At 71.6% G+C, this 23877-nt stretch carries 21 protein-coding genes; 12 read left to right on the forward strand and 9 right to left on the reverse strand.

The genetic code is table 11. The features are described from left to right. Positions 1–1244 (forward strand): YjbH domain-containing protein (locus IBL25_RS14155; protein WP_187779193.1); only part of this gene is annotated, 1244 nt, incomplete at its 5' end. A 101-nt stretch (positions 1245–1345) separates the two neighbouring features. Continuing rightward, complete coding sequence (locus IBL25_RS14160) at positions 1346–1537, forward strand: hypothetical protein (RefSeq protein ID WP_187779194.1); 192 nt, start codon at positions 1346–1348, stop codon at positions 1535–1537. 18 nt (positions 1538–1555) lie between these two features. Here IBL25_RS14160 and IBL25_RS14165 read toward each other — a convergent pair whose 3' ends face one another. The 4 genes from IBL25_RS14165 to IBL25_RS14180 form a co-directional block, all read right to left on the reverse strand. Further along, positions 1556–2020 carry a DUF2214 domain-containing protein gene (locus tag IBL25_RS14165; RefSeq protein ID WP_187779195.1) on the reverse strand — a complete coding sequence of 155 codons (465 nt, stop codon included), beginning with the start codon at positions 2018–2020 and terminating at the stop codon, positions 1556–1558. Between the two features lie 12 nt (positions 2021–2032). Next, positions 2033–2419, reverse strand: a complete 387-nt coding sequence (locus IBL25_RS14170; protein WP_187779196.1) for a DUF6152 family protein — start codon at positions 2417–2419, stop codon at positions 2033–2035. Positions 2420–2493: 74 nt separating this feature from the next. Beyond that, complete coding sequence (locus IBL25_RS14175) at positions 2494–3006, reverse strand: VOC family protein (RefSeq protein ID WP_187779197.1); 513 nt, start codon at positions 3004–3006, stop codon at positions 2494–2496. Between the two features lie 4 nt (positions 3007–3010). Next, entirely contained in the window at positions 3011–3439 is a 429-nt protein-coding gene (locus tag IBL25_RS14180; protein ID WP_187779198.1) for a VOC family protein, read from the reverse strand. Positions 3440–3519: 80 nt separating this feature from the next. Here IBL25_RS14180 and IBL25_RS14185 point away from each other — a divergent pair, with 80 nt between their 5' ends. Next, a complete protein-coding gene (locus IBL25_RS14185) occupies positions 3520–4215 on the forward strand; it encodes a winged helix-turn-helix transcriptional regulator (RefSeq protein WP_239419615.1) in 696 nt (231 codons plus the stop codon). A 149-nt stretch (positions 4216–4364) separates the two neighbouring features. Then, complete coding sequence (locus IBL25_RS14190) at positions 4365–5324, forward strand: Bug family tripartite tricarboxylate transporter substrate binding protein (protein WP_187779200.1); 960 nt, start codon at positions 4365–4367, stop codon at positions 5322–5324. A gap of 179 nt (positions 5325–5503) precedes the next feature. On the opposite strand, the gene IBL25_RS14195 is transcribed toward IBL25_RS14190, so the two are convergent. Further along, positions 5504–6394 carry an SMP-30/gluconolactonase/LRE family protein gene (locus IBL25_RS14195; RefSeq protein WP_187779201.1) on the reverse strand — a complete coding sequence of 297 codons (891 nt, stop codon included), beginning with the start codon at positions 6392–6394 and terminating at the stop codon, positions 5504–5506. Positions 6395–6519: 125 nt separating this feature from the next. Between IBL25_RS14195 and IBL25_RS14200 the strand changes: the two genes are divergently transcribed. The 5 genes from IBL25_RS14200 to IBL25_RS14220 all read left to right on the forward strand — a co-directional run bounded on the left by IBL25_RS14200 (position 6520) and on the right by IBL25_RS14220 (position 13387). Further along, complete coding sequence (locus IBL25_RS14200; RefSeq protein ID WP_187779212.1) at positions 6520–8838, forward strand: xanthine dehydrogenase family protein molybdopterin-binding subunit; 2319 nt, start codon at positions 6520–6522, stop codon at positions 8836–8838. 95 nt (positions 8839–8933) lie between these two features. Beyond that, complete coding sequence (locus tag IBL25_RS14205) at positions 8934–9842, forward strand: 1-phosphofructokinase family hexose kinase (protein WP_202986774.1); 909 nt, start codon at positions 8934–8936, stop codon at positions 9840–9842. A 61-nt stretch (positions 9843–9903) separates the two neighbouring features. Next, positions 9904–10782: an MBL fold metallo-hydrolase gene (locus tag IBL25_RS14210; RefSeq protein WP_187779203.1), complete on the forward strand. Its 879-nt coding sequence runs from the start codon at positions 9904–9906 to the stop codon at positions 10780–10782. Continuing rightward, entirely contained in the window at positions 10779–11213 is a 435-nt protein-coding gene (gene trxC, locus IBL25_RS14215) for a thioredoxin TrxC (protein ID WP_187779204.1), read from the forward strand. The genes IBL25_RS14210 and trxC overlap by 4 nt, the downstream gene beginning before the upstream one ends. A gap of 209 nt (positions 11214–11422) precedes the next feature. Continuing rightward, positions 11423–13387, forward strand: coding sequence for a PAS domain-containing sensor histidine kinase (locus tag IBL25_RS14220; RefSeq protein WP_187779205.1), 1965 nt, complete (start codon positions 11423–11425; stop codon positions 13385–13387). On the opposite strand, the gene rnd is transcribed toward IBL25_RS14220, so the two are convergent. Then, the gene (gene rnd / locus IBL25_RS14225; RefSeq protein WP_187779206.1) at positions 13368–14552 is read right to left on the reverse strand and encodes a ribonuclease D; all 1185 of its coding nucleotides are present in this window, start codon (positions 14550–14552) and stop codon (positions 13368–13370) included. The two genes, IBL25_RS14220 and rnd, sit on opposite strands and share 20 nt — an antisense overlap. Positions 14553–14687: 135 nt before the next feature. Here rnd and aspS point away from each other — a divergent pair, with 135 nt between their 5' ends. Together aspS and IBL25_RS14235 are read left to right on the forward strand one after the other, a co-directional pair. Further along, positions 14688–16490, forward strand: coding sequence for an aspartate--tRNA ligase (gene aspS / locus IBL25_RS14230; protein WP_187779207.1), 1803 nt, complete (start codon positions 14688–14690; stop codon positions 16488–16490). Positions 16491–16528: 38 nt separating this feature from the next. After that, positions 16529–17398: a cell envelope integrity EipB family protein gene (locus tag IBL25_RS14235; protein ID WP_187779208.1), complete on the forward strand. Its 870-nt coding sequence runs from the start codon at positions 16529–16531 to the stop codon at positions 17396–17398. A 49-nt stretch (positions 17399–17447) separates the two neighbouring features. Here IBL25_RS14235 and IBL25_RS14240 read toward each other — a convergent pair whose 3' ends face one another. The 3 genes from IBL25_RS14240 to addA form a co-directional block, all read right to left on the reverse strand. Next, positions 17448–18452, reverse strand: coding sequence for an asparaginase (locus IBL25_RS14240; RefSeq protein WP_187779209.1), 1005 nt, complete (start codon positions 18450–18452; stop codon positions 17448–17450). Between the two features lie 49 nt (positions 18453–18501). After that, the gene (locus IBL25_RS27580) at positions 18502–19278 is read right to left on the reverse strand and encodes an SH3 domain-containing protein (protein WP_187779210.1); all 777 of its coding nucleotides are present in this window, start codon (positions 19276–19278) and stop codon (positions 18502–18504) included. Positions 19279–19413: 135 nt separating this feature from the next. Then, entirely contained in the window at positions 19414–22875 is a 3462-nt protein-coding gene (gene addA, locus IBL25_RS14250; RefSeq protein ID WP_187779211.1) for a double-strand break repair helicase AddA, read from the reverse strand. Between the two features lie 171 nt (positions 22876–23046). Here addA and IBL25_RS14255 point away from each other — a divergent pair, with 171 nt between their 5' ends. Then, positions 23047–23787 (forward strand): gamma-glutamylcyclotransferase, encoded by a 741-nt coding sequence (locus tag IBL25_RS14255; RefSeq protein ID WP_367615611.1) that lies wholly within the window; start codon positions 23047–23049, stop codon positions 23785–23787. The last annotated feature ends 90 nt before the right edge of the window (positions 23788–23877 follow it).

Raw genomic sequence — 23877 nt, forward strand, 5'->3', positions numbered from 1 at the left:
CGCCGCCCCTGCGCCCCCGCCCCGCCGCCAGCGCCGCGCCGGTGGACGATGCCGCGCTGGCCGGCCCGGTCTTCGCCGCGCTGACGGAAGCCGGCTTCACGCCCGTGGCTTTCCGGCTGGATGGCCAGTTGGCCGAGATCGCGGTGGAGGGCGGCCGCTTTCCCGGCCAGCCGCAGGTGGCGGCGCGGGTGCTGCGCGCCACCCAGCCGCTGCTGCCTGCCCAGGTGGAAATGCTGCGCATCCGCTGGTGGCAGGCGGGGGTGGAGATCGCGGTGCTGGATATCCCCCGCGCCGTGCTGGAAGCCACGGCCACCGGCCGCGCCAGCCCGGAGGAGGCCTGGGCCACCGCCTTTCCCCGCCCCGCCACCGGCGACATCCCGCCCGGCAGCCTGGAGCCCGGCGGCGTCGCCTGGGACTGGGGGGTGGAGCCGCGCCTTTCCCTGCAACTGGGCGACCCGACGCGCACCCTGCGCTGGCAGACCGGCGTGGCGGCGGGCGGGCAGGTGGCGCTGGGCGCGGGCTTCCGGCTGGCGGGCAGCGTGCAGCAGGTGCTGCTGGGCAACCTGGACGATGGCCCGCCTTCCGACAGCCAGTTGCCGCATGTGCGCACCGACTATGGCCGCTATGCCGCCGAGGGAAAGACCTCCATCCCTGGCCTCTACGCCGAGCGCATCTGGAACCTGGCGCCCGATGTTTTCGCCCGCGCCACGCTGGGCTGGCTGGAGCCGATGTTCGGCGGTGCCTCGGGCGAGGTGCTGTGGCGGCCCTTCGACCGCGGCTTTGCCCTGGGCCTGGACCTGAACTGGGTGCGGCAGCGGGATTTCGACGGCGGGCTCGGCTTCCGCAACTACAGCACCACCACCGGGCATCTCTCGCTCTATGCCGATTTGCCCTTCTTCAACCTCTACGGCGTGGTGCGGGCGGGCAAGTACCTGGCGCGGGACTGGGGCGCGACCTTCGAGCTGGGCCGCCGCTTCGCCAGCGGCATCGAGGTCGGCGGCTTCGCAACCTTCACCAATGTCTCGGCGGCGCAATTCGGCGAGGGCTCCTTCGACAAGGGCATCTATGTCCGCATCCCGCTGAACCTCTTCGGCGCCGAGAGCCGCGGGCGCGGCGGCGTGCTGATCCGCCCGATCCAGCGCGACGGCGGCCAGCGCCTGTCGGTGGACAATCCGCTCTGGGAAGTGACGCGGGACGGGCGGGCGGCGAGCCTGCGGGACGGCATCGCCGGCTTCGCGCGCTGAGGCGGCGGCCTGGCCCCTCACGGCCTCCTGACCGGCCGGGGCTTCCCTGGCCGGGAGAGGCTGCCCCATATGGTTGATAGAACAAGAACCGGAGGACCGACATGAACGGCGATGACCTCGCGCGGCGGATAGGGGCTCTGCGGGCCGATGGCCGGGGCCTGTCCAAGCTCTCGCTGCTCTGGAAGCAGAAGCAGGCTTCTTCCGGCACCACCGGGGCGGATTGCGCCAGGATCGCCCGCGACCCGCTGCGCCGGCTGGAACCGCTGCGCCGGCGCACGGCGGCCACGCGCTAGGCCATCAGGGGCGCCGGGTCACAGCAGAAAGCCGATCCAGCGCCCCGACAGCACCGCGCCCACCCAGGCCAGCAGCGAGAGCAGGGCCGGCAGGCGCAGTGCCGCCCCGGCCTCGCCGCCCGCAAGGGCCCGCTTCCAGGCCGGGTTGAGGTGCAGCGCCAGGATGTTCAGCAGGCCGAGGGCCAGCAGCCCCAGCTTCAGCAGAAAGGCCGGGTTATCGAGATAAGCGCCCGGCCGCGTGCTGAAGAGCAGGAAGCCCGTGGCCGCCGCCAGCCCCAGCCCGCAACCCGCCATCCGCCAGAGCGGCGGCGCCAGCACCGCCATGGGCGCCGCGCGGAACAGCCCCAGCATCCGCAGATCCAGCGTGGCGATGCTGCCCAGCAGCAGCCCGATGCCCAGGATATGCGCCGCGTTCACCAGCGGGTAGGCTAGGGCGGACTGCCGCAGCGCCACCGCCACCGGCCATTGCGCCAGCCATTCCACCGGCGCCGGCGCTCAGCCCTGGATGCGGTCGGGGTAGATGTCGTAGCGGCGCTCGCCCACCGTGATGCGCACCGCCTTCATCCGCTTCTCCCCGGCCTGGAGGGAACGGTTGCCCAGCGCCACCACCGCGTCGCCCGGCTTGGCCGAGCCTTCGGTGAAACCGGCGCGGGCGGTCTGGCTGGGATTGCCCAGCTCGACGATCCAGACGCCGTCCCGCGCCGTTTCCACCCGCAGCGTCGGGTGCGGCTGGCCGATATAGATCTCGCGGATGGTGCCGCGCAGCTCGTGCTGCTCGCCTTCCGCCCAGGACCAGCCGTGATGCGCGGCGGCGCCCGTCGCCCCGAGCGCCGCGACAACAAGGCCAGCGCCGAGGCGCCGTCCGAACCGGTGCAGAGCCATGATCCTGCCTCCCGCCTGAAGGGTGGATCACGGGCATGTAGGGATGGCGCGGCCGGTGTCGATGCCGCGCCGTGTCACGCCTTCGCGGGCGCGGCCTCCCCAAAGGCCTGGCGCAGGGCGGCGATATCCAGCTTCACCATGCCCATCATGGCCCGCATGGCGCGGCCGGCGGCGGCGGTATCGGCATCGCCCAGCATCTCGATCAGCGGCTGCGGCACCACCTGCCAGGAGAGGCCGAAGCGGTCCGTCAGCCAGCCGCATTGGTCGGGCTGGCCGCCTTCCAGCAGCCGGTGCCAGAAATGGTCCAGCTCCCCCTGGTCGGCGCAGCGCACGGCCAGGGAGACGGCGGGGGTGAAGCGGTGGTGCGGGCCGCCGTTGAGGCCCATCAGGCTTTGCCCGTCCAGCGTGAAGGGCACCACCAGCGGGCGCCCCTGCGGGTCCGGCCCGGCCTCGCCGACACGCAGCATCGGCCCGATGGCGGCCTCGCGCCCGGCGGCGCGAAAGGTGGCGACATAGAATTCCGCCGCTTCCTCCGCCTGCCCGTCGAACCAGAGGCAGGTGGTGAGGCGCGATAGGGTGCAGGACATGGGCTCAGCGCCCGGCCGCTGCCGTGGCGGCCTCGAAGGCGGCCAGGTCCATCCACATCACCTCCCAGATATGGCCATCCGGGTCCTCGAAGCTGCGGCCATACATGAAGCCGTGCTCCTGGCGCGGGCCCGGGTCGGCCTTGCCGCCGGCGCCGGTGGCCTGTTCCACCATGCCATCCACGGCCTCCCGGCTCTCGGCGGAAAGGGCCAGCAGCACCTCGGAGTTGGCGCGGGCATCGGCGATGGCCTTGGGCGTGAACTGGCGGAACTTCGGGTGGGTCAGCAGCATGACGTGGATGCTCTCCGAGATCGTCATGCAGGCGGCGGTGTTGTCGCTGAAGCGCGCGTCCTTCACGGCGCCGATGGCCTCGTAGAAGGCGATCGACTGCGTCAGGTCGCTGACGGGCAGGTTCACGAAGATCATGCGGGCCATGGTTTCCTCCTTCTGTGGTTGTTGACGTTGCCGATCAGGCCCCGATTCGGTTATTAAAAGCAACCATGAAGTTAGAAAAAGTGACTGAAGGGGCCAAGCCCCCTCAGCGCCGCTGGTACGAGGATGCCTGCGCCGCCGCCCATGGGCTGGATCTGGTGGGGGAACGCTGGGCGCTGCTGGTGATGCGGGAGCTGATCTTCGGCCCCCGCCGCTTCGGTGAATTGCGCGCCAGCCTGCCCGGCATCAGCGCCAATGTGCTGACCCAGCGGCTGGAGGGACTGGAAGCCGCCGGCATCCTGGAGCGGCGCCGCCTGCCGCCGCCTGCCAATGCCCCCGTTTATGCGCTGACGCCCTGGGGGCTGGAAAGCGAGCCGGTCTTCCAGGCCCTGGGCCGCTGGGCCGCGCGCTCCCCCTTCCATGACCCGGCGCTGCCTTTCAGCGCCGCCTCCCTGCTGCTCTCGCTGCGCACCATGCTGGACCCGGCGCGGGCGGCGGGCATCGAGTCGCGAATCGGCTTCCGGCTGGAAGGGCAGGATTACCTTGCGCGGCTTTCCGGCGGGTGGATCGAGATCGCCGCCGGGCCGGTGGAAGGCGCCGACCTGCTGCTGGAAGGCGCGCCGCGCGCCATCGCCGCCGCCATCTATGGCGGCCAGCCCTGGGCGGCACTGGAAGCGGCCGGCGCCCTGCGCCTCAGCGGCGACCGTGCCCTGGCCGGGCAGTTGCCCAGCCTCTTTCCCCTGCCACCCAAGGCACCGCCGCCCGCCACCGCCGATTGACAAGCTGGCGCCGCGGCGGCCACAGGCCATTGCGGGGGCGGACCACGCCGCCGGGCCGCCAAGGCCCTTGTTTCTGGCCCGCCGCTGGTCTCAACCGGGGCGCAAGAACCCTCCCGCCGCCGGGCAGGGGACATGGGAGCAAACGACGCATGCACCGCCGCACCCTTCTGGCTTCTGGCCTCGCCGCCGGCCTGGCCCTGCCCGGCCTCGCCCGCGCCCAGAACGCGCCCCTGAAGCTGATCGTGCCCGCCCCGCCGGGCGGCCCCACGGACATCCTGGCCCGTGCCCTGGCGGACAAGGCCCAGGTCTCGCTGGACCGCCCGGTGGTGGTGGACAACCGCGCCGGCGCCGGCGGCATCATCGGCACCGAGGCCGCCGCGCGTTCCGCCCCCGACGGCAATACGCTGGTGCTGGGCCACAACCAGACCCATGCCAGCAACCAGTCGATGATGCAGCGCCTGCCCTACCACGTCACCGACAGCTTCGCTCCCGTGGCCAAGCTGGCCACCGTGCACCACGCCCTGGTGGTGCCGGCCAATGCGCCGGACAAGACGCTGGCGGATCTCATCGCGCGCGGCAGGAAGGAGCGGCTGACCTACGCCTCCTCCCAGGCCGGCTCCGCCAGCCACGTGATCTCCGAGACGCTCTCGCGCCGGGAGAAGCTGGACGCCACCCACGTGCCCTATCGCGGCGCTGCCCCGGCGGCGACCGACACGGTGGCCGGCATCGTGAATTTCTACGTGGCCACCTTCCCCTCCGTGGCGCCGCTGGTGCGCGAGGGGCGGCTGCGCGCGCTGGAAATCGGCGCCCCCGCGCGCCTGAAGGACTTCCCGGAGATCCCGACCGCCGCCGAGGCCGGCGCACCCTACCTGGCGGTGGATGCCTGGTTCGGCCTCTTCGCCCCCGCCGGCACGGACGCGGCGGTGGTGAAGCGCATCGCCGATGCCATGCTGGCCGCGCTCGGCGAGGCCGATGTGGCCGCCCGCCTCGCCGGCGCCGGCTTCACGCCGGACCCGCTGCCGCCGGCTGAATTCGCCACCTTCCAGCGCGCGGAAGTGGAACGCTGGGCGGAAATGGCGCGGCTGACCGGCGTGACGATGGAAGGCTGAGCGGGGGAAGGCTGAGCAGGGAAGGCTGAAGGGGCTCCGCCCCTCCAGACCACCCCGCTGGGGTGACAGTGTCACCCCCAGACCCCGCCATCAGTTTGGTGCTGGTGGCACGGTGGTTCCGCCGGAGGTCATGGACCTCCGGCGACTGCGGCTTCAGCCCACGTGGCCTTTTTCTGAATTCACGGCGCCGGCAGTTCCACGCTCAGCACGCTGCCGCTTTCCGCTTCCGTCACCAGCAGCGTGATGCCATCCGGCGCCATGCAAAGGCCGGTCGGCGAACGCCCGAAGCCGCGGCAGTCGATGGCCAGCACCGGCACGCCGAAGGCATCCAGGCCCCAGACCATGCCATGGCCCGGCTGCGCGACGAAAAGCCGGTCATGCGCGTCCACCGCCAGCCCGGCGGGGCCGGCAATGCCGCCGGGGGCGCGGAAGAACAGGCCTGTCATGCCGGCCGGCGCGTTCTCGTCCAGGGCGAAGCGCCAGACCTCGGCGGAGCCCGCCACCGCCAGGAAGGCATGGCGGCCGCCACGGCCGAGAGCGATGCCGCGCGGGCCGGGGATGCGGCCCATCAACCGGTCCAGCCGGCCATCGGGCCAGAAGCGCCAGAGGCACCCGCCCGCATCCTGCAAGCCGCTGCGGCCGGAGTCGCTCAGCAGCACCTGCCCGCCGGGGCCGGTGGCCACGGCGCCGAGGCCCTTGAAGCCCTCGCCGCCCGCCGTCTCCAGCAGGGGGGCGATGGCGCCGCTGGCGGCATCCAGGCTCATCAGCCCATGGCGGCGGTCGGCCAGCAGCAGGCTGTCGGCGGGGCCGGTGGCGAGGCCGGCGGGCCAGCCCTCGTATTCCGCCACCACCGGCCATTGCGTGGGTGTCACGCGGAAGACGCGGCCGAAGGCGGTGTCCACCGCATGCAGGTTGCCGGCGGCGTCGAAGCAGGGCGCGTCCAGCGCGCTGTCGACCTCCCGCCCGCCGAGATGGGCATCGGCCCAGGCGGTGCGGCGGGGGCTGCGGTGGCGGTCCGGCAGGCGGGAGAGCAGGCGGGGCGAAAGCTCGCGGGGGGCAGGGAAGCTCATGGCGGCGGAAGTGCGCCTGGCGCGGCGGCGCCGCAAGCCCCGCCCGACTTGATCGCGACCCCCCTTCCCTTTTGCCGCCGCCTCGTCCGATGATGCGGGCCGAGAAGAAATGCGGGAGCATGTCCATGGCGAAGTTCGGCCTCAGCCAATCCGTGCGGCGCGTCGAGGACCCCAGGCTGCTGAAGGGGAACGGCCGCTATACCGATGACATCTCGGTGCCCGGGCAGTTGCATGGCTACCTGCTGCGCAGCCCGCATGCCCATGCGCGGATCGTGTCCATCGATGCCAGCGCCGCCCTCGCCCTGCCCGGCGTGCATGCGGTGCTGACGGGGCAGGACTGGCTGGCCGATGGGCTGGGGGAGATCCCCTGCGCCGTGCCGCTGAAGAACCGCGACGGCAGCCTGCGCGCCAATACCCCGCGCTACGGCCTGGCAGTGGAGCGGGTGCGCCACGTGGGCGACCCGGTGGCCTTCATCGTCGCCGACACCGTGCAGCTCGCGCGCGACGCGGCCGAGGCGGTGATGGTGGATTACGATATCCTGCCTTCCGCCACCGACCTCGCCACCGCCACGGAGGCCGGGCAGCCGCAGGTCTGGGACAGCGCCGCCAGCAACATCTGCTTCGACTGGGCGGTGGGCGACCAGGCCAAGACCGATGCGCTCTTTGCCAGCGCGGCGCATGTCACCAAGCTGACGGTGGTGAACAACCGCATCGTCGTGAACAGCATGGAAGGCCGCGCCGCCCTGGCGGAATACGACCCCGCCAGCCGCCGCTTCACGCTGCATGCCGGCACGCAGGGTTCCTGGCTGATCAAGGACCTGCTCGGCAAGTCGGTCTTCCACCTGCCGCCGGAGAATTTCCGCGTCGTCACCCCGGATGTGGGCGGCGGCTTCGGCATGAAGATCTTCCTCTACGCCGAATACGCGCTCTGCTGCTGGGCGGCGCGCCGCCTCTCCCGCCCGGTGAAATGGGCGTCCGAGCGGATGGAGGCCTTCCAGTCCGACACCCAGGGCCGCGCCAACCTGACGGAAGGCGAGCTGGCGCTGGACAAGGACGGCAAGTTCCTGGCGCTGCGCACGCGCAACTACGCCGACATGGGGGCCTATCTCTCCACCTTCGCACCCTTCATCCCCTGCGGGGCGGGCACCAAGGTTCTGGCCAGCGTCTATGGCTTCGAGGCCATCTACGCCAATGTGCTGGGCGTGGTGACCAATACCGTGCCGGTGGATGCCTATCGCGGCGCCGGGCGGCCGGAAAGCAACTACCTGGTGGAGCGGCTGATCGATTCGGCGGCGCGCGAGCTGGGCATGGACCGCATCGAGCTGCGCCGCCGCAACATGGTGCCGCAGAGCGCCATGCCGCATACCACCCCGGTCGGCCAGAACTACGATTCGGGCGATTTCAGCCAGGTGCTGGACAAGGCCATGGCCAAGTCCGACTGGGCCGGCTTCGCGGCGCGGCGCGCGGCCTCGGCCGCCAAGGGGCTGCGGCGCGGCATCGGCATGGCCTATTACCTGGAAGCCACCGGCGGCGACCCCAGCGAGCGTGCCGAGTTCCGCTTCGCCGAGGACGGCTATGTCGATGTGCTGGTGGGCACGCAATCCACCGGCCAGGGGCATGAGACGGCCTATGCCATGCTGACGCACCACCAGCTCGGCATCCCCATGGACAAGATCCGCATCCTGCAGGGCGATTCGGATGCAGCACCTTCCGGCGGCGGCACCGGCGGCGCGCGCAGCCTGTATTCCGAGGGCACGGCGCTGCTCGCCACCGCCGCGACCGTGATCGAGAAGGGCAAGCAGGCGGCCGGCGAGGTGCTGGAAGCGGCGGCGGCCGATATCGAATTCGAGGGCGGGCGCTTCGGCATCGCCGGCACCGACCGCGGCATCGGCATCCTGGAACTGGCGGCGACGCAGCGCGCCCGCGCCGCGCGCGGCGAGAGCGCCACCACCCTGGACGCCGCCGAGGTGGCCGCCGTGCCGCATGGCACCTACCCCAACGGCTGCCACATCGCCGAGGTGGAGGTGGACCCGGAGACCGGCCATATCGCCATCGACCGCTACATCGTGGTGGATGACGTGGGCCATGCCATCAACCCGCTGATCGTGCGCGGGCAGGTGCATGGCGGCGTGGTGCAGGGCATCGGCCAGGCGGTGATGGAACGCACCGTCTATGACCCCGAGACCGGCCAGCTCGTCTCCGCCAGCCTCAACGACTATGCGCTGCCGCGCGCGGCGGATGTGCCCTCCATCGAGGTGGAACTCGTGGAAATCCCCTGCGAGACCAACCCGCTGGGCGTGAAGGGCGCGGGCGAGGCCGGCGCGGTGGGCTCGCCGCCAGCCGTGATGAACGCGCTGGTGGATGCGCTCTCGGTCGATGGCATCACCCATCTGGACATGCCGGCGACGCCGGAAGTGGTCTGGAAGGCGCTGCACGCCGCCTGAAGCCGGATGGCGGGGGGCGCGGCGCGCCCCCCGGCACCGTTACACGCCCTGACATGACGCCGGGGCCTGGGGCGCTCTAGTCTGGCCCCATGATCGTGACCCTGACCCTCAACCCCGCGCTCGATATCTCCACCGCCACCGAGCGCGTGGTGCCCGAACACAAGCTGCGCTGCGATGTGCCGCGCCGGGACCCCGGCGGTGGCGGCATCAATGTGGCGCGGGTGGTGGATGCCCTGGGCGGCGAGGCCGAGGCGGTGTTTCCCGCCGGCGGCCCCACCGGGCAGGCGCTGCTCTCGGCCCTGCGCGGCACCGGGCTGTGGGCCCATGCCGTGCCCATTGCCGACGAGACGCGGCAAAGCTTCACAGTGGCCGAGCGCGTGGAAGGCGGCGGGGAATTCCGCTTCGTGCTGCCCGGCCCGGACCTCAGCGCCGTGGAACTGGATGCCTGCCTCGAGGCGGTGGCCGAACGCGCCCGGGATGCCGATTTCGTGGTGGGCAGCGGCAGCCTGCCGCCGGGCGTGCCGGCGGATGTTTATGCCCGCCTCGGCGCCATGCTGCCCCCGGGCGGCCCCCGCCTGATCGTGGACAGTTCCGGCCCGGCGCTGCGGCAGACGCGCGGCGCCTATCTGATCAAGCCCAGCCTGCGGGAATTGCAGACCCTGGCCGGGCGCGAGTTGCCCGATGCCGCCGCCCGCGTGGTGGCCGCGCGCGGGCTGATGGAGGAAGGGATCGCCGAGATCGTGGTGCTCTCCCTCGGCAGTGCAGGCGCCATGCTGATCACGCGGGAGGAGCAGGAACAGTTCCCCGCCATCCCCGTGCCGGTGCGCAGCACGGTGGGCGCCGGCGACAGCATGGTGGCCGCCATGGCCCTGGCCCTCTCGCGCGGCGAGGCGCCGCGCCAGGCGGTGCGCTTCGGCATGGCGGCGGGGGCGGCGGCGCTGCTGCGCCCCGGCACCCAGCTCTGCCGGCGGGAGGATGTGGAGCGGCTCTTCGCCACCGCCTGAGGCGCGGCCCTTCCCATGCCTGCCCCGCCTGCCTAACTGGAGGGGCAGGAGGAGACGACCCATGGAACAGCCGGCCATTCGCGCCTTCTTCGACGAGCCGACCAACACGGTCAGCTACCTCGTCTGGGACCCCGCCAGCCGCGCGGGCGCGGTGATCGACCCGGTGCTGGGCTGGGACAACCGCTCCGGCGAAGCCGATACCGGCTTCGCCGACCGCATCCTCCAGGCCGCCGCCGAGGAAGGCGTGAGGCTGCAATGGGTGCTGGAAACCCATGCCCATGCCGACCACCTGACCGCCGCCCCCTATTTCAAGGCCCGCAGCGGCGCGCCCATCGGCATCGGCGAGCATATCAGGGAAGTGCAGAAGATCTTCCGCCCGGTCTTCGCCGCCGATGACGTGAAGCCGGATGGCGGTGATTTCGACCGCCTCTTCCGCGATGGCGAGCGTTTTCCGCTGGGGGAGCTGACGGTCGAGGTGCTGCATGTGCCCGGCCATACCCCCGCCGATATCGCCTATCGCATCGGCGACGATGTCTTCGTGGGCGACACGCTCTTCATGCATGACTATGGCACCGCGCGGGCCGATTTCCCCGGCGGCGACGCGCGGCAGCTTTACCGCTCCATCCAGCGCCTGCTGGCCCTGCCGCCGCGGACGCGGCTCTGGATGTGCCACGACTACAAGGCGCCGGGCCGTGACAGCTTCGCTTGGCAAAGCACGGTGGCCGAGCAGCGCGCCCATAACCCGCATGTGAAGGACGGCAAGACCGAGGAGGAATTCGTCGCCTTCCGCACCGAGCGCGATGCCAAGCTGGCCGCGCCCCTGCTGCTGCTGCCTTCCATCCAGGTGAATATCCGCGCCGGCCGCTTCCCCGAGGCGGAAGCGAATGGCGTGCGCTACCTGCGCATCCCCGTCACGCCCAAGGGCTGGAGCCCCGCATGACCGACAGCACCACCCTGGTCTGCCCGCATTGCGACGCGCTGAACCGCGTCCCCACCGCGCGCCTCGCCGATGGCCCGCGCTGCGGCCAGTGCCACCAGCCGATGTTCCAGGCCAAGCCCGTGCCGCTGACGGAGGAGCGTTTCCGCCGCCATGTCGCCCATAGCGGCATTCCGCTGCTGGTGGATTTCTGGGCCTCCTGGTGCGGCCCCTGCCATGCCATGGCGCCGCAATTCGAGGCCGCCGCCCAGGCGCTGGAGCCGCGCATGCGGCTGGTGAAGGTCTCCACCGAGGAAGCGCCACGCCTGGCGCAGGAACTCGGCATCCGCTCCATCCCGACCCTGGCGATCTTCGCCGGCGGGCGGGAAGTGGCGCGGCAGGCGGGGGCCATGCCGGCGGGGCGGATCGTGGGCTGGGCCCAGGGCGCGGTCTAGGGCAGGCCCCGGCCGGGCGGCGGCACCGGCCCGCCCCAGACCAACGGCTCCCGCGCAGCCGCCTCCCGCCAAGGCGATGCCGCCGGGCGCGGCTTTCCCGCCCGCGTGAAGCCCGCCATCCGATGCGGCCTTGCCGCGTTTACAATCCGCCGCGGCGCACAAACTCGTCGTAAGCCCGCTGACGAGCCGCATGGCGGAAGGGGCAGGACATGGCGGAACGGAACACTGGGCTGCCCTTTCCCGGGCATTCCCCTACCCTGGAGGCGGAACTGGCGGCGGCGCGGGGCGAGCTTCAGGCGGCGCGGGAGCGGCTGCGCCAGTTGCTCGACAGCGCCACCGGCCATGCCATCGTGACCCTGGATATCGCGCTGCGGGTGACATCCTGGACCAGGGGCGCCGGGCGGCTGCTGGGCTGGCAGGCCGGCGAGGTCATCGGCCTGCCCTATGAGACCTTCTTCATGCCGGAAGAGCGTGCCGCGGGCCTTCCCGCCCGGGAAGCTGCCCTGGCCATGGCCGAGGGGCAGGCGGCGGTCGAGGGCTGGCGCCGGCGTGCCGATGGCGGGCGCGTCTGGGCCAGCGGCTGGATGACGGTGCTGCGCGGCGCGGGAATGCAGCCGGCCGGCCTCCTGCTGATCCTCAGCGACCGGACGCGGGAGCAGCAGGCGGCGGAGGCCCTGCGGCAGCGCGAGGAGAAGCTGCGCTACACCGTCGAGCTGAGCCCGCAGATCCCCTGGACCGCCGACCCGGAAGGCGGCCTGACCGATTTCAGCCCGCGCTGGACCGCCCTGACCGGCATGACGCTGGAGGCAACCCGGGGCTGGGGCTGGCTGGAGGCCGTCCATCCTGACGACCGGGCCCGCATCGGCGGGAAATGGCGGCACAGCCTCGCCACCGGCGAAGCCTTCGATGGCGAAGCGCGCATGCGCGTGCGCGACCGTTTCCGCTGGTTCCGCAGCCGCGCCAATCCGCGCCGGGACGCGGCGGGGCGTATCCTGCTCTGGTATGGGACCAGCGAGGATATCCATGACCGCAAGGCTTCCGAGGCGCGGCTGGAGGCCCTGGTGGAACTGGGCGACCGCCTGCGCGAGCTGCGGGAGCCGGGGGAGATCTCCCATGCCGCGGCCGAGGTGATCGGGCGCACCCTGGGCGCCTCCCGCGCCGGCTTCGCCATCACCGATCCGGCGGAAGCCTCCTGGGTGGAGCGGGACTGGACCGATGGCAGTGTTGAGAGCATCGCCGGGCAATGGAACCTGCGCGAGTTCTGGGACAATTACGCCGATTCCATCGGCCCGCTGGAAGGCACCTCCGTCGCCGATACCGCGACGGACCCCCGGACGCTGAAATCCTACCCGGCGCACCAGGCCCTCTCCATCCGCGCCTTTATCTGGGCGCCGGTGGTGGATGGCGGCCGGATCGTGTCCTTTCTCTTCGTGCACAATGCCACCCCCCGGGCCTGGAGCGATGACGAGGTTTCCTTCGCGCGCGGCGCGGCGGAGCGGGCCTGGGCGGCCATGGAGCGCGCTTCCGCCGAGGTCCGCCAGAGCCTGATGACGCTGGAGCTGAACCACCGGGTCAAGAACACCCTTTCCGTGGTGCAGTCCATGGCGCTGCAGACGGCGCGGGGCTCCGCCAGCCTCTCCACCTTCGGCTCCGCCTTCCAGGCGCGGCTGACCGCCCTGGCCCGCGCCCATGACCTGCTGACCCGCGCGGAATGGCGTGGCGCGGCGCTGCGGGACGTGGTCGAGGCCGCCGTGGCGAGCGGCAGCGGCATCCGCCTGGATCTGAGCGGCTGTGCCGAGAGCGAGGTGCTCTCCCCGGCCCAGGCGCTGTCCCTGACCATGGCATTGCACGAGCTGGCCACCAATGCCGCCAAATACGGCGCCCTTTCGGTTCCCGGCGGCCATGTCAGCATCACCTGCCGGACGGAGCAGGAAGGCGATGCCCGGCGTGTCGAATGGCGGGAGCAGGGCGGCCCGCCACTGGAGGGACCGCCGCCGCGCAAGGGCTTCGGGATGCGGCTGCTGGAACGCGGGCTCAGCACGCGCTCCGGGCTGGTCGCCACCCTGGACTTCACGCGGCAGGGGCTGCGCTGCAGCATGCTGCTGCCGCGCCTGCCAAGCCCGGCGCCACCCACCGAGGCGGCGCCCGGCGCCCTCAGCTCTGGATCAGCTTGACCTTGCGGCCCTCGACGCCCAGCGCCAGCTTGCCGCCCTTCAGCGCCATGGCCGCCTGGCCGAAGACCAGCCGCCGCCAGCCATGCAGCGCCGGCACCTCCGGCTCCGCCTCGGCGGCCAGGCGCTCCAGCTCGTCGGAACTGGCGATCAGCTTGGGCGCCACGCCATGTTCCTCGGCCTTGGCGGCCAGCAGCACCTTCAGCAGCGCCACCAGCGCCGGGGAGGCCGGCGGGCCCTGGCGCGGCTCGCGCGGCGCCTCGGGCAGTTCCTCCTCCGGCAGGGCCTTGGCGGCGGCCAGCGCCGCCAGCAGCCCGGCGCCGGTCTTGCCTTCCGCGAAGCCCTTGCTGATGCCCCGCGCCCGGCTCAGCTCGGCGGTGGTGGTGGGGCCGGTGGCGGCGATCTCCAGCAGCGTCTCGTCCCGCACCAGCCGCTGGCGGGGGATGTTCACGCGCTGCGCCTCCCGCTCCCGCCAGGCGGCGGCGGCGCGGAGGGCGGCCAGGAAGCGGCGGTTGCTGGTGCGGGGCTTCAGCCGCTCCCAGGCCGTCTCGGGGTCCTGGCGATAGGTGGCGGGGTCGGTCAGTTCCGCCATTTCCTCGGCCACCCAGGAGAGGCGGCCTTCCTGCGTCAGCCGCTCCAGCAGGGCGGTATAGACGCGGCGGAGGTGCGTCACGTCGGCGGCGGCATAAGCGATCTGCGCGGGGGAAAGCGGGCGCGCCGCCCAGTCGGAGAAGCGGTGCGCCTTGTCGATGGAGGCGCCGGCCAAGCCGCGCACCAGGCTGTCATAGCTGGCTTGGTCCCCAAAGCCGGCCACCATGGCGGCGATTTGGGTATCGAAGAGCGGCCGGGGCGGGGCGCCGAAGCGCAGGATGCAGATCTCCACATCCTGCCGCGCGGCATGGAAGACTTTTATGACCTTGGGGTCGGCCAGCAACTCGCCCAGGGGGGCGAGGTCCAGCCCCTCGGCCATGGCGTCGATCACCGCCACATCCTCGGCGCCGCCGAGCTGCACCACGCAGAGTTCGGGCCAATAGGTCCTCTCCCGCATGAACTCGGTATCGACGGTGACGAAGGGTTCCTCGCGCAGCCGGGCGCACAGCGCGGCGAGTTCGTCCGTGGTGGTGATCAGGACAGGGGCGGCGTCCTGGGCCTGCTGACGTCGGCTCATTCTGCACAGGTTCTAGCGAAGCCGGGGCCAAGCGCAAAGCCGCCCCCCGGCCACAAAGGCCACAGCGGCCTTGACATGCCGGCCTGCCCCGCCCCTTCTTCGCCCGTTTTTCCGTTCCCCGGGGTTTTATTCGCCATGCACGCCTACCGGACTCATCACTGCGGCGCGCTGCGCGCCAGCGACGCCGGCCAGACCGCGCGCCTTTCCGGCTGGGTGCACCGCAAGCGCGACCATGGCGGTCTGCTCTTCATCGACCTGCGCGACCATTACGGCCTGACGCAATGCGTCTTCCCCGCCGGCTCCGAGGTTTTCGCGAGTGCCGATGCCATCCGGCCGGAAAGCGTCATCACCGTCACCGGCGAGGTCGTGGCGCGCGAGCCCGGCACGGTGAACGACAAGCTGCCCACCGGCGCCATCGAGCTGCGGGTGCGCGCCCTTGAAGTGCAGTCCCACGCCGATGTGCTGCCCATCCAGGTGGCCGGCGAGCAGGAATTCCCCGAGGACCTGCGCCTGCGCTACCGCTTCCTGGACCTGCGGCGGGAGAAGCAGCACCGCAACATCATGCTGCGCGCCGGCGTCATCGCCTCCATCCGCCGCCGCATGATCGAGCAGGGCTTCACGGAATTCCAGACGCCGATCCTGACGGCGAGCAGCCCCGAGGGCGCGCGGGACTTCCTGGTGCCCAGCCGCAACCATCCTGGCACCTTCTACGCCCTGCCGCAGGCCCCGCAGCAGTTCAAGCAGCTGGCCATGGTGGCGGGCTTCGACCGCTACTTCCAGATCGCCCCCTGCTTCCGCGACGAGGCTTCCCGCGCCGACCGCTCGCCCGGCGAGTTCTACCAGCTCGACTTCGAGATGAGCTTCGTGACACAGGAAGACGTCTTCGCGGCGATCGAGCCGGTGATGGAAGGCATCTTCAACGAGTTCGGCGGCGGCCGGAAGGTGACGCCCGCGCCCTTCCCGCGCATCCCCTATGACACGGCGATGCTGGAATATGGCTCGGACAAGCCGGACCTGCGCAACCCGCTGAAGATCACGGATGTGACGGAACACTTCCGTGATTCCGGCTTCGGGCTCTTCTCCAAGGTCGTGGCGGGCGGCGGCATCGTGCGCGCCATCCCGGCGCCGGGGGCTGCCGGCAACCCGCGCGGCTTCTTCGACAAGCTGAACGAATGGGCCCGCGCCGAGGGCGCCGGGGGCCTGGGCTATATCCAGTTCGCCGCCGAAGGCCCCAAGGGCCCCATCGCCAAGAACCTGGAGGCCGAGCGCGTCGAGGCCATCCGGAGCGCCTGCGACCTGCAGCCCGGCGACGCCGTCTTCTTCGCCGCCGGCAAGAAGGACGAGACGCCCAAATTCGCCGGCAAGGTCCGCACCAAGCTGGGCGAGGAGCTGGGGCTGATCGAGCAGGGCGAGTTCCGCTTCTGCTGGATCGTCGATTTCCCGATGTACGAGCTGAACGAGGAAACCGGGCAGGTCGATTTCAGCCACAACCCCTTCAGCATGCCGCAGGGGGGCCTGGAGGCGCTGAACACGATGGACCCGCTCGAGATCAAGGCCTTCCAGTACGACATCGTCTGCAACGGCATTGAGCTGTCCTCGGGCGCCATCCGCAACCACCGCCCGGACATCATGATCCGCGCCTTCGAGATCGCCGGCTATACCGAGCAGACGGTCGAGGAACGCTTCGGCGGCATGCTGGCGGCCTTCCGCTACGGCGCGCCGCCGCATGGCGGCTCGGCCCCCGGCATCGACCGCATGGTGATGCTGCTGGCCGACGAGCCGAATATCCGCGAGGTCATCCTCTTCCCGCTGAACCAGCAGGGGCAGGACCTGATGATGGGCGCGCCGGCCGCCGTGGAACCCGCGCGGCTTAAAGAACTGTCCATCAAGCTGGATTTGCCGCCGGCCAAGGGTGCGGCGGCACCGAAGGCACCCTAACTCTCCGGACAGAAACCGGACTGAAGGAGCACATGGCCATGCGGCTGCGCGACCTGCTTGGGACCACCGCCGTGGCGGCCGCCCTGGTGCTGGGCCTTGCCACACCTTCCGGGGCCCAGGCCCCGGCGGCGCCCGCCGTGACGCCCAATGCCACCCAGGCCACGCCGGCCGAGGGCGCGCAGGCCATGGCGGCCCACCGCGCCGCCTATCGCCTGAGCCTGGCCAGCGTCCGCCCCGATGGGCAGGTGGTGCAGGCCCAGGGCGCCATGCTCTTCGAGGTGCGGGATGCCTGCGACGGCTGGACCACCCGCCAGCGCCTGACGCTGAACGTGGTGGACAAGGCCGGGGACACGGTGGACACCGGCTCCGACTATTCCACCTGGGAAAGCAAGGACGGCAAGCGCCTGCGCTTCACCCTGACGCAGATGGCGCAGGGCGCCGTCACCCAGCGCGTCGCGGGCGAGGCGGAGCTGGACGGCGACAAGGGCGGCACTGTGCGCTACGAGCAGCCGGAGGTGCAGGAGTTGACCCTGCCCCCCGGCACCATCCTGCCCATGGCGCATACCATCCGCACCCTGGCCATGGCCAAGGCGGGGCAGAAGATGCTGAACGTGCCGCTCTTCGACGGCACCAATGACGACGGCGCGCAGGACAGCACCACCATCCTCTCGCCCTGGACGCCGCCGCAGGCCAATCCCCGCTTCCCGCTGCTGGCCAACCAGGCCAGCGCGCGGATGCGCATCGCCTTCTTCGACCGCGATGCCACGGCCGGGGCCAGCACGCCGTCCTACGAGGTGGGGCTGCGCTACTTCGCCAATGGCATCGCCGACGAGATGAAGATGGATTTCGGCGACTTCATCATGGACGGCAGCCTCGAGACGCTGGAGCCGCTGCCGCACGACTGCTGAGGGTGGCGCGGGGCCCGGCCCATGGCCGGGGCCCCGCGGCGCCGGCCGCTCAATAGCTTTCGAAGATGCGGGTGATGTCTGCCGGGTCGCGCGTCACGGTCAGCGCCAGGGCCAGCAGGATGCGCGCCTTCTGCGGCGTCAGGTTGTCGGCGGAAAGGAAGCCGTCCCGCCCCATCCGCTCCCCGATCACGACGCGCCCGCTGCCGACACGGGTGGATTGCACCACCACCACCCCGGAGGCGATGGCCTGCCGCAGCGCCTCCACTTCCGCCGGCGTGCCGGAGCCGGGGGCGAAGCCGGCGCTGACGATGCCCTGCGCCCCCGCCGCCACGAAGGCGCGGATGGCGGTGCCATCGGCATCGGCATGGGAATAGGCGATATCGACCCGCGGCAGGGCCGGCAGGCTGCGGATGTCGAATTCCGTCTCCGGCGCCACGCGGCGCAGCGGGCGGCGGTAGAAGGCGACGCGGTCGCCATCGGCATGGCCCAGGGCGCCGAAATCCGGCGTGCGGAAGGTCTGCAGGCGCCAGGTGGAGGTCTTGCTCACCTCCCGCGCCGCATGGATCTCGTCATTCAGCAGCACCAGCACGCCCAGGCCGCGCGCCGCCGGGCTGGCGGCCACCCGCACCGCGTTCAGCAGGTTCATGCCCATGTCGGAGGAGAGCGCCGAGGCCGGGCGCTGCGCCCCCACCATCACCACCGGCACAGGAACCTTCAGCGTCAGGGAGAGGGCATAGGCGGTCTCCTCCAACGTGGAGGTGCCATGGCCGATGACGATGCCGGCGAGGTCCGGCTCCGCCGCCACCAGCCGCTCGCATTCCAGCGCCAGGGCGCGCCATTCCTTGAAGCCGATATGGGAGGAGATCACCGCGCTGAAGGGCACCGGAAAGACATCCGCGACCGCCGCCAGCTCCGGCACGCGGGCCAGGATGGCGGTGGCATCCATCACCTGTCCCGCCACGCCGTAGTCCTGGATATCCAGCGGCCCCCGCCCCAGCGAGGCCATGGTGCCACCGGTGCCGATGAAAGCGATGCGGGATGCGCGCTTGTCCATGCCCTGTCTGCCTGCGGTTCAGAACCCCAGGCTTAGCACAGGGCGGGCTTCAGCGCGCGGCGGTGGTCAGCGTCGGCGCGGCGGCGGGGAATGGCGTGCGGTTCACCATGGTGGAATGCATCCAGCCCTCGGCCGCGCCCTGGCCCACCTGCAGCCAGCCGCCCGGCGCCTCGGCGAAGACCTTCAGGCTGGTGCCGCGCGGCACCACCCGCAGCACCTCGCCACCCGGCTGGGTACGCAGGTTGCCGTTCTGCCGCATGGCGATGCCGCCACGGGCCTGGGCGCTGGCCTGGGCAGCCTCGGCCTCCATGCGCGCCACCTGGGGCGGCGCCGGCGGGGCCAGGGTCCGCAGGTCGGCCGGAATGGCCGGCAGCGGCGGCGGCGCCGTCAGGCGCTGGGTGGTGGCCACGGCGGCCTTCTCGGTGCAGCGGGTGCGGGTCTCGACGTAGACACGGGTGGCGGAGACGTCGTCGGTGGCGACATGCTGCTCCACCGCCGGGGCGGCCTCCGCCGCGCCCTCCGGGCGCATCGTCACCAGGGACACGAAGGGCGCCTTCTGCCCGCCCTGGAGCGCCACCTGGCCGCAGACCGCCACCATCTCGCCCCCCGCCTGCCGGAAGGCCTGCACCTGGCTGAAGCTCAGATCGCCACGCAGCGCCTCCCGCAGCCGGGCCTCGGCCAGGTCCTGCGCCTCACGCGCATGGGGGGTGGGAAGGCTTTGCGCCGCCTGCGCCTTGGAAGCGGCATCGTCGCAGCCAGACAGGATGAGTGGCAGGGCCAGCAAACCCATCAGGCCGGCCATTCCGGTCCACGACTTGGATATCACGCAACGCCTCCCCGGGCCGGATCGCGGCGGAATTGCCGGACGCGAGTCCAGAACCATGAGGCATAGGGATGGGTTGCCGGCCAGAAGCGTGGCAAGGCGCCGCGCACGGGGACGTGCGCGAGCGGAAGCCTGAGTCTAGCGGGAGGGGCTGTGCCGGTCCAGCAAAGTTTCGGGCAGTTGCATCGCATGCGCTGTCCAGGTCCAGACCAGCCAGCATTCCACCGGGCGGTCGGGCCAGATCTGTTGCAGCAGCGCCCGGTAGGCCGCCATCTGCCGCAGGTAGAGCGGCTGCACCCCCTCCAGCGCCTGCGGCGGCGGGCGGTTGGACTTGTAGTCCAGCACGATCACCCGGTCCGGCCGCACCGAAAGCCGGTCCACCTGCCCCACCAGCCGCACGCCGCCGGAGATGCCCGCGATCGGCGCCTCGGCCAGGGAGCCAGGGGCGAAGGCATCCGCCAGGTCCGGGTGTTCCAGCAGCGCCAGCACTTCTTCCAGCGTCGCCGCCTGTTCCTCGGGCGTCAGGCCCTGGCCGGGGCGGGAGAGAAAGGCGGTGCCGACGCGGCGGCGCTCGGCGGCCGGGTATTCCGGCAGGTGCTGCATCAGCGCATGGATCATGCGGCCGCGGCGGAATCGGCTGCCGGCGGGGTCGGCGGCGCCATGCGGGGCGGCGGCAGGCGTCTCCTCCTCCCCTGGCAGGGCGGAGGGCGTATAGGTCAGCAGCGCGCTTTCCGCCGGCGGCGGGCGGCTGGCCCAGTCCGGCGGCACCTGCGGCACCACGGCGCCGGCATGGCAGGCGGCGGGACGCGGCGGCGCCGTCTGCTCGCTGGAGAACCAGCGCAGCGGGCCATCGAAGCTGGCGGCGGGCGGGGCGCCGAAGGCGGCGGGCTCGAAGGCCGCCTCCTGCACGCCGGGGAGGCGCGAAAAGCCCTGGGCCACCAGGTCGTACCAACTGCCGGGCTTGGGCTCGCCGGGGGCGCAGACCAGCAGCCGGTCCTCCGCCCGGGTCAGCGCGACATAGAGCAGGCGGTTTTCCTCGGCCTCGCGGGCCAGGGCATCGGCCTCGGCCAGCTCGGCCCAGGCGGGGGCATGCAATTCCTTGCGCGGGGCCCAGAAGGGCAGCGGCGGCTCGGCCTCGCTCCAGCGCAGGGTGTCGCGGTTCAGGCCATTGCCGATATCGGGCAGGATGACCACGGGGGCCTGGAGACCCTTGGCGCCATGCGCCGTCAGCAGGCGCACGGCATCGACGCCGCTTTCCGCCTCGCGCTTCACCAGGGCGCCGCCGCGCCGCAGCCATTGAACAAAACCCTGGAGGCTGGGCGGGTGGCGGGATTCGTAGGTGAGGGCCGCGTTCAGCACCTCGTCCAGCGGGTCGGCGGCATCGGGGCCGAGGCGCGCCAGCAGCCGGGCGCGGCCGCCATGGATGCCCAGCACCTCGGCCAGCAGGGTATGCGGCGTGTGCAGGTCCGCCTGGTCGGCGAGGTCGGCCAGCCATTCGGCGGCGCGGCCGAGCGTGGTGTCCTGCCCGCGCTCGGCCAGCACGCGCCACCAGAGCGGCTGTTCCCGGCCATGGGCGATGCGGAAGAGTTCGTCTTCCGCGAGCCCCACCAACGGGCTTTTCAGCACGGCGGCGAGCTGGAGATCGTCCTCGGGCAGCAGTAGCACGTCCAGCAGGGCCAGCAGGTCCTGCACCGCGATCTGTTCCACGAGTTGCAGCCGGTCCACGCCGCCGCAGGCGATGCCCTGCTTCTTCAGCGCCGCCACCAGCAGGTCGGAAAAGCCGGTGCGGCGGCGCAGCAGCACCAGGATGTCGCCGGGGCGGATCGGCCGGTTGCCCTGGGAGGGCAGCGTTTCCTCCCGCACCATGCGGGCGATGCGGGCGGCGAGGCTCTCGGCCAGCAGGGCGGCGGCATTGGCCTGGCCCACGGCTTGCTGCGGCACCTGCCAGGGCTCGGGGTTCTCGCGCGGCGGCTCGGCCATGGGGGGCCAGATCTCCACCAGCCCGGCCTCGCCGATACGGTCGGCGCGATGGGCCAGTTGCGCGTCATCCCCCACCACGCCGCGCCGGGCCGGGCCTTCGGCGAAAACGGCATCCACCAGCGCCAGCACCGGCGCGGTGGAGCGGAAGGAGACCTGCAGCGGCACGGCCTCGAAGCGCGCGCCGGCCTGCGGCACGAGGGAGGAGAACTTGCCGCGCCACTCGGTGAAGCCGGCGGCATCGGCGCCCTGGAAGCCGTAGATGGACTGCTTCTCGTCGCCCACCGCGAAGACGCTGCGGATGGCCGCCTCGTCGCGCGTGCCCTGGCCGGCGAAGAATTCCTCGGCCAGCTTGTTGGCGATGTCCCATTGGGCCGGGTTGCTGTCCTGCGCCTCGTCCAGCAGCAGGTGGTCCAGGCCGCCATCGAGCTTGTAGAGCACCCAGGCGCTGCCCGGGTCGGTCAGCAGGCGCTGGGCGGCGGCGATCAGGTCGTCGAAATCCACCGCGCCGGCGCGGGCCTTGCGGGCGGTATAGGCGGAGAGCACCGGCTGGGCGAGCGCCAGCAAGGACAGCGAGGCCGCGTGCAGCCGCCAGCCGCGCCGGGTTTCCTCAAAGGCGAAGACGCGGTCGGCCTCGGCGCGCAGAATGCCGATGGTCTCGTTGAAAGCATCCTTCAGCCCGCCCTTGGTGGCGAGGGAGCGGTCGGCATAGGGCTTGCCGTCGTTGGTGAGGAAGCAGGACGTCCAATCATCCCAGCGCGCCAGCCGGGCATCGGGCGGCAGGGCCAGCCAGGCCTTCAGCGTGGTGCCGCGGCGCTTGTCGTTCTCGTTGCCGCTCTGGCACAGCAGGGCGGCGGCGCGGTCCAGCGCCGGGGGAATGCCCGCCACGGCCTCGGCCAGGGCCTCGGCCTCCGAGCCACCGGCGGGCAGGCCCAGGCGGCGGCGCAGCACGGCATCGCAGCCCGGCACGCCGCCGGCCGCGGCGATGGCACTGGCCAGCCGGTCCCGGTATTTCACGAGGGCCGCGAGGGTCTGGGAGAAATCCTCGGGGCTGCCGAGGCCGGCAATGGCCTCCACCGCCTCGGCCGGCAGGCGGCCGGAGGCCAGGGTGCCCTCCCGCGCATCGGCCAGCATGGAGGCAGCATCGGCTTCCTCCACCAGGGTGAATTGCGGCGGCAGCCCGGCTTCCAGCGGAAAGGAGCGCAGCACCGACTGGCAGAAGGCATGGATGGTGGCGATGCGCATGCCGCCGGGCTGGTCCAGCACCTCAGCGAAGAGGGCGCGGGCGCGGGTGAGCGCGGCGGCATCGGGGCGCTGGCCGGTCAGGGCCTCCAGGCTGGTGGAAAGCGGCGCATCCGCGGCCACCGCCCATTCGCCGAGGCGGCGCGCGAGGCGTGTCGCCATCTCGGCTGCCGCGGCCTTGGTGAAGGTGAGGCAGAGGATGCGCCCCGGCTTGGTTTCCGGCCGCAGCAGCAGGCGCAGCACGCGGTCGGTCAGCACCTTGGTCTTGCCCGAGCCAGCGGAGGCCCCCACCCAGGCGGAGGCCCGGGGGTCGGAGGCGCGGCGCTGCGCGGCCTCGGCTTCGGCACGCGGGGTCAGGAGGGAGGCGGCAGGGGCGGACATGTTCCCCCTATGATCGCGCCCCAGGCGCCCAAGGTCCAGCGAAGACGCGGCCTTGGGCCGGCCATGGCACCGATGCCGCGGCAACCATGGACACAGCTGGCGCGCTGCCGCATTGCACAGGGGCGCTGCCGTGCTGGCGCCCTTCATCCTTTGTCCTGAAAGCACCTGGGCGTGACATCCGACGACATTCCTGACCAGAAGCTCCCCGGCGCCGAGGAGGTCTCCGAGGCCGAAGGCCCGGCGCGGCCGCATGTGCTGACGCGTGAGCGGCTGATGAGCAATTCACTGGATGAGATGGTGCGCGCCGCCTTTGGCTGCCGGCTGTTGAGCCCGGAAGAACGGGCGCGATCCTTACAGGAAACGTTGGAGCGGCGGCCGTCGGGGCCGGTCTGGCTCTTCGGTTATGGCTCGCTGATCTGGAACCCCACCATCCATTACATGGAAAGCCGCTTTGCACGGGTGGAAGGTTGGCAGCGGGCTTTCTGCCTCTCCACCCCGGTTGGGCGCGGCACGCCGGAGAAGCCCGGCCTGGTGCTGGCGCTGGACGAAGGCGGCGCCTGCGAGGGCATTGCCTTCCGCATCGCCGAGGATGTGCTGCAGCAGGAACTCTCGCTGATCTGGCGGCGGGAGATGCTTACCGGCGCCTATATCCCCCACTGGCTGGCGCTGCATGATGCGGAAGGGCATGTTTTCGGCCATGGCATTGCCTTCACGGTGAACCGGGAAGGCCCGCAATATGCCGATCTGGAGGAGGCGGAGGTGGTGCATTGCCTGGCGACAGCCTCCGGGCAGCTGGGCAGTGCCGCCGAATATCTGTTCCAGACCCATGAAGGTTTGCGGCGGTTGAGTATTCAGGACCCGCTGATCGACCACCTTGCGAAACTGGTTCTGGCGGCCCGGAACGGCAGCTAAGGCTGCTTTCCTGGCATAAAAAAAAGCCCATCGGCCTTATGGCGGATGGGCGATTCTGGATGCGGGGACAGGATTTGAACCTGTGACCTT

The sequence above is a fragment of the Pseudoroseomonas ludipueritiae genome (genome assembly GCF_014490445.1).
Taxonomy (GTDB): Bacteria; Pseudomonadota; Alphaproteobacteria; order Acetobacterales; family Acetobacteraceae; genus Pseudoroseomonas; species Pseudoroseomonas ludipueritiae.